8 protein-coding genes, 1 tRNA gene and 1 pseudogene are annotated in these 12400 nt (G+C 24.1%); 5 read left to right on the top strand and 5 right to left on the bottom strand.

Annotated features, from left to right (window positions below; genetic code table 11):
- Positions 1 to 485: 485 nt before the first annotated feature.
- A complete protein-coding gene (gene zapB, locus U0T58_02705) occupies positions 486 to 725 on the top strand; it encodes a cell division protein ZapB (protein XBC42284.1) in 240 nt (79 codons plus the stop codon).
- Positions 726 to 944: 219 nt separating this feature from the next.
- On the opposite strand, the gene hslU is transcribed toward zapB, so the two are convergent.
- Positions 945 to 2279 carry an HslU--HslV peptidase ATPase subunit gene (hslU, locus tag U0T58_02700; GenBank protein ID XBC42283.1) on the bottom strand — a complete coding sequence of 445 codons (1335 nt, stop codon included), beginning with the start codon at positions 2277 to 2279 and terminating at the stop codon, positions 945 to 947.
- A gap of 13 nt (positions 2280 to 2292) precedes the next feature.
- Positions 2293 to 2823 (bottom strand): ATP-dependent protease subunit HslV, encoded by a 531-nt coding sequence (gene hslV / locus U0T58_02695; protein XBC42282.1) that lies wholly within the window; start codon positions 2821 to 2823, stop codon positions 2293 to 2295.
- An 855-nt stretch (positions 2824 to 3678) separates the two neighbouring features.
- On the opposite strand from hslV, the gene rpmE reads away from it, so the two are divergent.
- Positions 3679 to 3885, top strand: a complete 207-nt coding sequence (rpmE, locus tag U0T58_02690) for a 50S ribosomal protein L31 (protein XBC42281.1) — start codon at positions 3679 to 3681, stop codon at positions 3883 to 3885.
- 102 nt (positions 3886 to 3987) lie between these two features.
- Here rpmE and U0T58_02685 read toward each other — a convergent pair whose 3' ends face one another.
- From U0T58_02685 to orn, 3 genes and pseudogenes are all read right to left on the bottom strand, one after another.
- Entirely contained in the window at positions 3988 to 4641 is a 654-nt protein-coding gene (locus tag U0T58_02685; GenBank protein XBC42564.1) for an N-acetylmuramoyl-L-alanine amidase, read from the bottom strand.
- A gap of 553 nt (positions 4642 to 5194) precedes the next feature.
- Positions 5195 to 5267: transfer RNA gene (locus U0T58_02680), tRNA-Gly, on the bottom strand.
- Between the two features lie 106 nt (positions 5268 to 5373).
- Positions 5374 to 5918: pseudogene (orn, locus tag U0T58_02675) on the bottom strand (oligoribonuclease).
- Positions 5919 to 6672: 754 nt separating this feature from the next.
- Between orn and pgi the strand changes: the two are divergent.
- The 3 genes from pgi (at position 6673) to U0T58_02660 (ending at position 11845) form a co-directional block, all read left to right on the top strand.
- Positions 6673 to 8322: a glucose-6-phosphate isomerase gene (pgi, locus tag U0T58_02670; protein ID XBC42280.1), complete on the top strand. Its 1650-nt coding sequence runs from the start codon at positions 6673 to 6675 to the stop codon at positions 8320 to 8322.
- A 341-nt stretch (positions 8323 to 8663) separates the two neighbouring features.
- A complete protein-coding gene (locus tag U0T58_02665) occupies positions 8664 to 10589 on the top strand; it encodes a PTS mannitol transporter subunit IICBA (GenBank protein ID XBC42279.1) in 1926 nt (641 codons plus the stop codon).
- A 92-nt stretch (positions 10590 to 10681) separates the two neighbouring features.
- Positions 10682 to 11845 (top strand): mannitol-1-phosphate 5-dehydrogenase, encoded by a 1164-nt coding sequence (locus U0T58_02660; protein ID XBC42278.1) that lies wholly within the window; start codon positions 10682 to 10684, stop codon positions 11843 to 11845.
- The last annotated feature ends 555 nt before the right edge of the window (positions 11846 to 12400 follow it).

Below are 12400 nucleotides of genomic sequence, written 5' to 3'. Positions count from 1 at the left end.
TAATTATAAAAAACTACATGTTTTAAATTTAATATTATGATTGATAATTAGTAATGTATCAAATTTTTTGTTCTTAAAGTTTTTATATGTGTTATGTATTTTAACATAAGTGAATTGATTTTATATCAAAAAATTTGAGTTTTGTGTAGTTAGAATACACTTATATAGAACTTTTAAACGATTGGTACAATATATATGTTAAATATTATTTAATTACATAGATTATTAACAATTATTTTTATTTTTTATGCAATAGTAATTTTTAATAGTTTTAGTAATAAAAATTTATAATTTTTTATATTTATGATTTTTATTTTGTTATATAATTTTTAATTTAGATAATTTTGAAGGTTATAGATATTTATAGCAATAATATTATATTGAAATGTAAAATATCTAGTGTTGTCATGTAATATTATAAAATGTAATAAAGTTTTCAATATAAGAAGTAAGTATTATAGAATTATCGATAAGGAAATAAGTAGATGATTTTTGAAACGTTTTCCAAGTTAGAGGAAAAGATACAACAAGCTATTGATACAATTTTATTATTACAAATAGAGCTAAAAGAGTTAAAAGAAAAATATGATGATCAAAAAAAGGAAATAGATTTAATTTTATCAAGTAAAATACAAATAGAAGAAGAAAATAAAAAACTAAAAGAAGAAAAAGATATATGGAAAGATATGTTAAATGGACTATTAATTAAAATAAACAATATATAGTTTGTTTTTATAATTTTAAAAATTATTTAAAGATGATATTTCTTATATGATTTATTATATACAAATGTTATGTTAAGTATTTTAGTACTTAGAACGAGTGGATTATTATAGTAATGTTTTAAATAAATTTTTTTATTTCTAGTTCAATATCTTTCCTATCTTTGTTTTGAAGATAGGAAAGTAATTAATTTTATATATAAAAATAATTTATTTAAGTTATTATAGAATAAATCGATTAAGATCATTGTTTGAAACTAAATTGTCTAAATGTTTGCTTACATATTCTTCGTCTATATTAACAACTTGTTCATCTTGGTTGTTGCTAGCATTAAATGAAATATCTTCCATTAAATGTTCTAATACAGTGTACAATCGACGAGCTCCAATATTTTCTATTGATTCGTTAACTTTCCATGCTGCTTCAGCAATATGACGAATACCTTCTTTAGTAAAATTAATTTGAACTTTTTCTGTTTGCATTAAAGCTTTATATTGTACAGTTATTGATGCTTTGGGTTCTGTTAAGATTAATTCAAAGTCGTCAATCGTTAATGCTTGTAATTCTACTTTTATAGGAAGACGTCCTTGTAGTTCTGGTATTAAGTCCGAAGGAGTAGAAATTTGAAATGCTCCTGATGCAATAAATAAAATATGATCTGTTCTCACCATTCCATGTTTAGTAGAAATTGTACAACCTTCAATTAATGGTAATAAGTCTCTTTGTACTCCTTCTCGTGATACATCAGGCCCAGTTGATCCTCTATTTCTGCATATTTTGTCAATTTCATCAATAAATACGATTCCATGTTGTTCTACTGCATAAATAGCTTCTTTTTTAAGTGCTTCTAAGTTAACTAATTTAGTTGATTCTTCTTCTATTAATAATTTCATTGCATCTTTAATTTTTAACTTTTTTATATTTTTTTTGCGTCCTCCTAAATTTTGAAATAGTGATTGTAATTGATTAGTTAGTTCTTCCATTCCTGGAGGAGCCATAATTTCTACTCCCATAGGTGTCGCAGAAACATTGATTTCAATTTCTTTTTCATCTAGTTGCCCTTCTCGTAATTTTTTTCTAAATAATTGAATAGCTGCAATGGGTTTATTGGAAATATCTGATTCTTTCCATTTTTTTTCTATAGTAGGAACTAAAACATTTAGGATTCTTTCTTCGGCCATTTCTTTTGCTTTGTTTTTATTTTTTTTAAAAGCCTGATTACGTATCATTTTTATAGCTAGGTCTGTTAAATCTCTAATGATTGAATCTACTTCTTTTCCTACATATCCTATTTCTGTAAATTTTGTTGCTTCTACTTTAATGAAAGGAGCATTAGCTAATGTAGCTAAGCGTCTAGCGATTTCTGTTTTTCCTACTCCTGTTGGACCTATCATAAGAATATTTTTTGGTGTTATTTCGGACCTTAGTTCTTTATTTAATTTCATACGACGCCAGCGATTTCGTAAAGCAATAGCTACAGCGCGTTTTGCTTTTTCTTGGCCGATTATAAATCGATTGAGCTCTTTGACTATTTCGCGAGGAGTCATGTCTGACATAAAGGTTAGTTCCTTACTTTTCTGAGTTTAGCTCTTTAATAGTGAAAATATTATTGGTGTATATACAAATACCAGCAGTAATTTTAAGTGCTATTTTTACAATTTGTATTGCAGTAAGAGACGTATTTTCTAACATTGCTTGTGCTGCTGCTTGTGCATAGGGTCCACCTGAACCAATGGCCATAAGATCATTTTCTGGTTGAATTACGTCCCCATTGCCTGTAATAATAAGTGATTTTTCTTTATCTGCTACTGCTAATAATGCTTCAAGTTTACGTAATATTTTATCGGTTCTCCAATCTTTCGCTAATTCAATTGCTGCTCTTTGTAGGTGTCCTTGATACATTAATAATTTTTTTTCAAATAATTCAAATAGTGTAAATGCATCTGCTGTTCCTCCAGCAAATCCTGCAATTACTTTGTTATGGTATAGTGTTCTTACTTTTCTAACGTTACTTTTAATAATAGTATTTCCGAATGTTGCTTGCCCATCTCCTCCAATAACTACTGTTTTTTTAAGACGTACACTAAGAATTGTCGTCATAAAATATAATTCCTTATGTGAATTTTAAAATATTTAAAATTTGAACAACTAATTTTGTTTTACATAGCGTACAAATAATTAATTTTTTAGTAGTTTGTTGTTTTTATAATTATATGTAGTAGAATATTTTTTGATTTTTAATATTTTAATCGATTATGTCCAAATTTATTAAATAATTTTTAAACATTAATAAATAGTTAACGTTTGATATAATGTTTCAGAAATATGTTGTGTTATACAAAAGAGCGTTACATATGAAAGTATTTCTATTATATTTTAAAAGAGATGGCATATTTATATTTCATTTTTTAGTTCATGTATATATTTCCATTTTTCTTTTGGTATTCTTAGAATTTTATTAATTGGTTCTGTTTTTAATGTCATAGATTTTAAACAATTAGTACGATCATAAGATTTTTTTTTTAGATAACGTGTTAATCGATATTGTAAGTGATAGTATTATAATAAATGTTAACATAACAATTATGATGATATTATTATATTTAGTATGTTTATTCCTACCAAGGGTATATTTGAAATTTTTGTAGAACAGAAAATTTTTATTAATCATGTGTAAATGTTCTTGTATGTAGTTTTAATTTTTTTATTTTTGATAATAATAGATATAAAATGAATCATATGTATAAAACAATGTTTTTCTGATTTTTTAGTGCAAAATATTATTAATTATTTTAATAATTTTAACATGTAGACAGTATATTTATTTGTTTAAAAAAAAACAATTTTTTACTTTCTATTTTTAATGTTATTGTAATGTTATTATAATTCTTAATTATTTTTAAAACGTTTATATAATTTTAATTATTAGTTAATATATTATGTTAGAAGGGACATATGAAAAAAAATATTCATCCTAATTATTCTGAAATATCGGTTATTTGTTCTTGTGGGAATTTAGTTAAAATTTTTTCTACTTTATGTAAAGATATAAGTATTGATGTGTGTTCTAAATGTCACCCCTTTTATACTGGAAAGCAGAGAATAGCGGATACAGGTGGTCGTATCGAAAAATTTAATAAAAAATTTGAAATGAAATTGTAAAGAGAAAATAAAATAGAGGTTATTTTATTTTAAATATAAACTTTATGTTAGAATGTTTTCATTTCTTTATTGATAATTTTTATATTGTGTGTTTTAAAATTATTATTTAGTTTTAGTATGGTGTTTAAAATAATATTTCTTTAATCCAAGATATATAGAGTTTACTAATTTTTTTTGATAAAGTGCATTATTTAATTTTTTTTCTTCTAATTTGTTACTAATAAATCCAGTTTCTATTAATATGGATGGAAAATAAGGTGATTTTAGTATTCCAAAGTTAGCACATTTAGGATTAATTTGATATATAGAGTTAGTATTTTTTAGTTCTTTTATGATGTTTTTTGCTAGTATGTATCCTGTTTTTTGAACACGTTTGAATCTTAATTTTAAAGTATCTAACTTTAGGTATAAATCAATCTTTTTTTTAAGTACATGTTTTTTGTTATTTTTTAATGCTTTTATATTATAGATGATATTATTACTTTTCGATAGATTATTGATTTCAGAATTAATTCTTTTTTTTGATATTACCCATGTGGATAATCCAAATATTTTTGAATTTTTTGACGAGTTAGCATGAATAGAAATTAGTACGTTTACATTATTTTTTTTTGCTATTTTAGTTCGTTTTGAAATAGATAAATAGTAGTTTCCATTTCTTATCATTATAACTTTAAATAATGTTGATTTATTTAATTTATGTTTTAGTCTTTTAGAAATTGAAAAAGTGATATTTTTTTCTTGGGTGTGACTAATTCCAATAGCTCCTGGATCTTTACCTCCATGTCCAGCATCTATGGCTACAACAATTTTTCTTACTTTTGTAATAGTATGTTTTGTGGGGACATTATTTTTTTTGTAATATTTATGGTTTAGATATGGATGAGTGAATATTAAATTTTTAAATTGAAAATAATTTTTTATGGTATTGTGTTTATTTTGGAAAGGTTTTTTGAAACATTTTAAAAAAGTTATAATTGTATAGTTTATTTTTGTTAATTTTTTTAAATTTATATATGTGACTATTATGTTTTATATGATTCGTTAATGCATTATTTGATGAAGCTAGTAAAACATTTGAATATATAAAGTTAGATAACAAAAATACTGTAAAAAAAATATAATTTAGCATATATTTTCCTAAATTTTAGTTAGAATTAAAAATTATAAAGTAACATAAATGAAATATGTATTTTAATAACGTAAATGATTAATAAGTAAAATGATATGTAAGGTTAAATAATTTATGGTTTTATTTTTTAATTATTTTTCCTATAAGTTAGAAGTCATTATATTTTATTTTAAAAAAAGCGGGAAACGAGATTCGAACTCGCGACTTCAACCTTGGCAAGGTTGCACTCTACCAACTGAGCTACTCCCGCATTAAACTGAATTATATTATATAGTTTAAGAAATTTCAAGTTTTAATTGAGAAGTTGTAATGTTTTTAATAATAAGAATTTTAAAAAATACTATTTTATATAGTAATTAAAATTTAAAGAAAAATTTTCGATAATATTTTAGTTCATATACTGATTCGTATAAATCGTTTAATGCTTGATGACAATTTTTTTTTTTAGTTTTTGATATAATTTGTAGTTCCAACGTATAGCTAGTTCTTTTATTGTACTAACATCTATTTGTCTATAGTGAAAGTATCTTTCTAAGGATGGCATGTATTTAAATAGGAATTGTCTATCTTTACTAATAGTATTTCCGCACATGGGGGATACATTTTTTGGAACCCAATGTTTTAAGAAAGAAATAGTTTCAGCTTCGGCTAGTTGTTCATTATATAGACTTTTTTTGATCCGTTGAATGAGTCCGTTTTTATTGTGAGTATTGTAATTCCATTTGTTCATCAAATTCAGTTGAGCATATTTTTGGTTAATAGCTATTACTGGCCCAGTAGACAGAATTTCTAAGTTAGTGTTAGTTATTAGTGTAGCAATTTCGATAATTTTATGTTTGTTTGGATTTAGTCCTGTCATTTCTAAATCGATCCATATTAAACGATTTTTGTTGGTATTCATTGTGCTTGCGTATGATAAGTAATAATTTATTTTAAACTTTTTAATATAATTTTGTTAACTAATTTAAAATATAAATATTTACTAATTGTGTTAGTTTTTTAGTTAAAATGATTTTAGTTATTTTTTACATGCTGTATAGAAAATAGTAGTTCTTTATTTGTAATAAACATAAATTTATAATTTGTGTTAGATTAAATATCGTAGTTAAGACTTGAGCTTTTTTTGAGCATTAAATTATATTTATTGGTATTTTATTTAATTTGTTAATATTTTATGGATTAGTAATTAGTTTTTTAACTTTATTTAAAATATTTTAGTGTTTTTTCAATAAAAGTAGGCAACTGCTATATATATTAGCTTAATATGTTTTAAAATAAACTTTTTAGTTTGAGTATTCGAATAATTTAAATTTAATGTAGTTATGTGTGATATGTGTTTGATGATATTTAATATTTTTATAATTAATATTTAAAAAGATTAATATATAATCATTTAAAGAGAACAGATAATGATATTACATATTTATATAGGATTATCACTTAGTGTATTTTAGTCAAAAATGAACTATTGACTCATTATAAATAAATAACGTTTATAATTATATAACTTATAAACATGATTTAAAAACTAATATGCAATATAAAATAATATATTGGGTTAATAAAAATTTTATAGTTTTCGTTAAAAATGTTTTTAATATAATACTATTTATAATATAAAAATATTTTTTAGTCTTAATATTATGGGAGTTTTTATGAAAAATATTAATCCTATTAATACAAATGCATGGAAAGATTTGGAACAACATTTTCGTGAAATAAAAGATGTGCATATGAGAGATTTATTTCATCAAGATGAAAATAGATTTAGTAAATTTTCTATAAATTTTAATAATAAAATATTAGTAGACTTTTCTAAAAATAGAATTACTAGCAATACTATTGCAAAGCTATTGATGTTAGCAAAAGAAGTTAACTTAATTGATGCAATTCAATCCATGTTTGATGGGAAAAATATTAATTGTACTGAAGATCGTCCTGTACTGCATACAGCATTAAGAAATATTAGTAATGTTCCCATTTTTTATAATAAAAAAAATATAATGGTTGACATAAGTTATATGTTGAATAAAATGAAGTTTTTTTCAACGTTAATTATTGATGGAACTTGGAAAGGATGTACAGGTAAGTCTATCACTGATGTAGTAAACATTGGTATTGGAGGATCGGATTTAGGTCCTTCTATGGTAGTTCAAGCATTAAGTGCCTATAAAAATCATTTAAAAGTACATTTTGTGTCTAACATGGATGGTTCACATATTACTAGTGTATTAAAAAAAGTTTGTCCAGAAACTACTCTATTTTTGATTGTATCCAAGACGTTTAGCACACAAGAAACAATTATGAATGCTAATACTGCCAAATTATGGATGAGTAAACATTTTAATACAAACAAATTTTTGGAACAACATTTTATTGCAATATCTACAAATTTAACGAATGTTATTAATTTTGGTATTAAATTGGATAATGTATTTACGTTTTGGGATTGGGTAGGTGGTCGTTATTCATTGTGGTCTTCTGTAGGATTTTCTATAGTGTTATCTATCGGTTTTGATAATTTTTTACTTCTTTTGAATGGCGCTTATGCTATGGATCAGCATTATTTAAATACAGATTTGGATAAAAATATACCTGTTATGTTAGCTTTAATTGGTATTTGGTATAATAATTTTTTTTTGTCAGAGACGGAAGCAATTTTGCCATATGATCAAAATATGTATCGTTTTCCCGCTTTTTTACAACAAACTAATATGGAGTCTAATGGAAAAAATATTGATAGAAATGGTCATCCTGTTCGTTGGCAAACAGGACCAATTGTTTGGGGAGAACCAGGAACTAATGGACAGCATGCGTTTTATCAGTTGTTACATCAGGGTACTAAGTTGATTCCTTGTGATTTTATCGCTTCTATACATCCTAATAATCATGTGTTAATAGATCATCACGTTCAATTGCTTTCTCATTTTTTTTCACAAACTCAAGCTTTAGCTTTTGGAAAACTTCGCCACAATTCAGAAAGAGAACTGAACGATGTTATTGTAAAATCGTGTAAATCATTCCGTATTTTTCCTTATAAAACATTTGAAGGTAATAGACCTAGTAATTCTATTTTGTTACATAAAATTGATCCTTATAATTTAGGTGCATTAATTGCGTTGTACGAACATAAAGTATTCACGCAAGGTGTAATATTTAATATTTTTTCTTTTGATCAATGGGGTGTTGAGTTAGGAAAAAATCTTGTCAAGTTTATTTCTTCTAGTTTAAATAATAATTTAAGAGAAACAAAGTATGATTCATCTACTAATGGTTTAATTAATTTTTATAAATCTTTTTTTTAATTATATACTTTTTTTATTTCATAAAAACTTGTAATTGTTTTCTATAGTTTGCTATTAATAGAAGAAATGGAAGTATTTTGGATATAAATATTTTATATATTTTTTTATAATAGTGTTTTTAGTGTAACATTTTAAAAGTTGTAGGATATTAAAATAATATATTAGAGATATTTGAAAATCATATTTAGCTTTTTAGTTTTTATATTTTAGTAGTTAGTATTTTGGTATTGTATTAAAGCAGTATAAATATATTATTTTTAATATTTTGTGTTTTATTTTTATTTTAAAAAAAGAAAAGAATAGTTATTGCGTGAATTTAATTGATAAAGTAAGGAAAAAGCATGTCAATGTTAATAAAAGTTAAAATTCAAAATATTGGTCGATTTTTAAGCAAAATGATCATGCCAAATATTAGTGCTTTTATTGCATGGGGGTTAATTAGTGGGTTGTTTTTTCGTTTTGGATGGATACCAAATACAAATTTAGAAAAAATAATAAATCCAATGATAATTTATTTGTTTCCTATTTTAATTGCTGGTACTGGTGGAGGATTAATAAGTGGGAAAAGAGGAGCAATTGTTGGAAGTATAGCTATTATGGGAGCTATAGTTAATACTACTTTACCGATGTTATTAGGAGCTATGATAATTGGTCCGTTGGGAGGGTGGTTTATTTATCAATTTGATAGTGTGTTTAAGCATAAGATTTCTAGCAGCTTTGAGATGTTAGTGAATAATTTTTCAGCTGGAATCATTGGAATATTATTGTCAGTGGTGTCGTTCTCTATTATAGGACCAATTATTGAAGCGTTCTCTAATATTTTAGAGTATGGTGTTAACGTAATAATTAAACATAATTTTTTGCCATTAATATCAATTTTTATTGAACCTGCAAAAATATTGTTCTTAAATAATGCTATTAATCATGGTATTTTTTCTTCTTTAGGTATGCAAGAAGTAGATGTGTCTAATAAATCTATCTTTTTTTTGATTGAATCTAATCCAGGACCTGGTGTTGGTGCACTCATGGCTTTATTTTTTTTAGAATATAAGAATAGAGATGCTAGATTTTCTTTAAGAAATGCTGCTATTATTCAGTTTTTTGGTGGAATACATGAAATATATTTTCCTTATATATTACTTAATCCAAAATTGATTATAGCTTTAATTTTAGGTGGTATGTCTAACATATTTATGTTGATGTTGTTCAATGGTGGATTAATGTCAACTGCTTCTCCAGGTTCTATTATATCAATTTTAGCTATGACTCCGAAAGGTTTGTATCTTGTTAATATTACTGCAGTTATATTTTCTTTTTTAGTTTCTTTTTTAGTTTCTTTAATAATATTAAAAATTTCTAATAAAAAATGTCAAAAGAATGTAGCAACAGTACCAATAGAATGTGAATATAAAAACTTAGAATTGAATGATAGTTTGCACGGGATTAATGATAATCATTTTAATTTTTCTACAGAAATAAAAAAAATTGTTGTTGCTTGTGACGCAGGTATGGGTTCTAGTGCAGTAGGAGCAGGAATGTTGAGAAATGTTTTAAAAAATTTAAATGCTAGTATAGTTGTTGTTAATTCTTCTATTGATTCTATTCCTGATAACGCTGATTTAGTTATTACTCATAAAAATCTTACTGAAAGAGCAAAAATGCAATGTCCTAAACTTAAACATTTATCTTTAAACAATTTTTTAGATAATAGTTTTTATGAAAAATTAGTAAAATATTTCATTAGACATGGTGTTAATAATAATTTTAAGATATCACGTAATGATGAAATGATACACGAAAAAGAAACTAAAACAATAAATAATTTATTTAGTTTTACTGAAAGAAATATATTTTTAAATCAAACTGCTGAAAATAAGGAAGAAGCTATTAAATTTATAGGTATGCAATTAGTTAAACAAGGTTATGTAAAAAAAGAATACATTAAAGCGATGTTAGAACGAGAAGAAATTATGTCTACGTGGTTAGGAGAATCTGTAGCTTTGCCTCATGGTACTATAACAGCGAAAGATTCTATATTAAAAACTGGAGCTATTTTTTGTCAGTTTCCAAAAGGCGTACATTTTGGAAATGATCCGAAAGACATTGCATTTTTAGTAATTGGTATTGCAGCTCGAAATAATGAACATGTTATGGTGGTAAGTAATATTACAAGAATTTTAGATGATAATAAAGTTATTAAAAATTTATCTAATACTAGTAACGTAAATGATGTTTTAAGATTATTTTCTTCAGATATTTCAAAATAGTAATTTAGATTATTTGTATAAATCTATAATATGGGAAATATTTTAATATTAACAGGTCGTGATTTATTTTAATATTAGCATTGGAAACAATAATGAAAGCGTTACATTTTGGTGCTGGAAATATAGGTCGTGGATTTATTGGACAAATATTAGTGCATTCTGGGTTTAACTTAACTTTTTCAGATATCAATAAAGAGATTATCGATTCTATTAATTTGTATCATGAATATGATATTGAATTGTTAGGTGAAAATTCTTATGTAGATAAGATTCAAGGAGTAAAAGCTATACATGTTAATCATCCTAATATTTTATCGGTTATAGCAGAAGCAGATATAATTACAACATCAGTAGGAGTAAATATCGTTAATTCTTTGGCTAGCTTAATTGTGCAAGGAATAAAACATAAAATAAAAATTAAAAGACACAATTTTTTAAACATTATTGCATGTGAAAATTTTTTTCGTTGTAGTTCGGTATTAAAAAAACATGTTATGAACTTATTACCTACTAAATATCATGAATATTTAGAAAATAATATTGGATTTGTAGACGCGGTAGTAGATAGAATTGTATCATTTAATAATAAAGAAAGTAGCAATATATTATTTGTAAAAGTGGAACAGTTTAAAGAATTGATATGTGATGTAAATCAATTTAAAGGTGATATTCCTAATATTATTGGTATGCAACTAAGTAATAATTTGAACGCTTATAGTGAAAGAAAATTGTTTACTTTAAATACTGGACACGCAATTACTGCATATTTGGGTTTATTGTATGGATACACGGATATATATAGTGCTATTTTAGATAAAAATATATACGATATTGTTCGTGGTGCAATGAATGAAAGTGGTAATGTATTGATATCGCGATATAATTTTGATAAATCAGTTCATGATTGTTACATTGATTCGGTGTTATCAAGATTTAAAAATTCTTATTTAGTTGATGATTTAATACGAGTAGGTCGTAATCCTTTAAGAAAGTTACATAAAAATGATCGTTTAATTAAACCTATTTTAGGTACTTTAGAATATCGATGCTCTAATGTTAATTTAATAAAGGGTGTTTCAGCTGCATTATGTTATGAAAATATCAATGATAGTGAAGCAGTGCAGTTAAATTGCTTAATTAAAGATAAAGGAATTAACTACATTTTGTCTAATATTAGTGGATTAGATTTAAAATTGTCTATTATTAATTCAATTAATGAGTATTTTAATTTTTTTAAAAAAGAATTATATAAATAGAAAAATGTTATACAGGTATATTAATTTTGTTTTAAATATATTGGATGTATTTACAATGTTGTCATAATTTTTTAAGTTTTAAGAAGCATAAATGTGTTCAAATTATCAATAGTACTTTTATTTGGTAAAAATATTACGATATATTAAATTTATAATGATAAGAATAAATTATTATTTAGAAAATATAGTTTATGTATGTTTATATATTTTTAAAATAGTAGTATTTTGATCATATTTGTTTTTAAAGAAATTCGTTGTCTTATTTTAGTATTTTTTTACAGAGATTAATTAAAATTATGGTATAGATTTTGGAATTATCTGTATGCGTATTGATATCGATATTAAGAATAGCAAACGAAATTTAATTAATATTAGAAATAATAAAAAAAGTTGTTCATAAATAAAATTTATTTTTTAGTTTATTATTCTGTGGGTAGATTTTTTTGTTTAAGATTAAAAAAATGTTATTATTTAGGTATTTTAGAAAAGGTATTAGTTTATATAGCTTTTTTGGTTTTATTTTTTTATTATTGTTTAGAACAGTGAGAATTTAAA

This window comes from Buchnera aphidicola (Meitanaphis elongallis), from assembly GCA_039830015.1.
GTDB lineage: Bacteria > Pseudomonadota > Gammaproteobacteria > Enterobacterales > Enterobacteriaceae > Buchnera_B > Buchnera_B aphidicola_AU.
This window is presented reverse-complemented; position numbering and strand designations above follow the sequence as displayed.

Bases quoted from the DNA above. Each gene is read 5' to 3' on its own strand.
- zapB (XBC42284.1), top strand. From the start codon at position 486: ATGATTTTTGAAACGTTTTCCAAGTTAGAGGAAAAGATACAACAAGCT.
- hslU (XBC42283.1), bottom strand. From the start codon at position 2,279: ATGTCAGACATGACTCCTCGCGAAATAGTCAAAGAGCTCAATCGATTT.
- hslV (XBC42282.1), bottom strand. From the start codon at position 2,823: ATGACGACAATTCTTAGTGTACGTCTTAAAAAAACAGTAGTTATTGGA.
- rpmE (XBC42281.1), top strand. From the start codon at position 3,679: ATGAAAAAAAATATTCATCCTAATTATTCTGAAATATCGGTTATTTGT.
- pgi (XBC42280.1), top strand. From the start codon at position 6,673: ATGAAAAATATTAATCCTATTAATACAAATGCATGGAAAGATTTGGAA.
- U0T58_02665 (XBC42279.1), top strand. From the start codon at position 8,664: ATGTCAATGTTAATAAAAGTTAAAATTCAAAATATTGGTCGATTTTTA.
- U0T58_02660 (XBC42278.1), top strand. From the start codon at position 10,682: ATGAAAGCGTTACATTTTGGTGCTGGAAATATAGGTCGTGGATTTATT.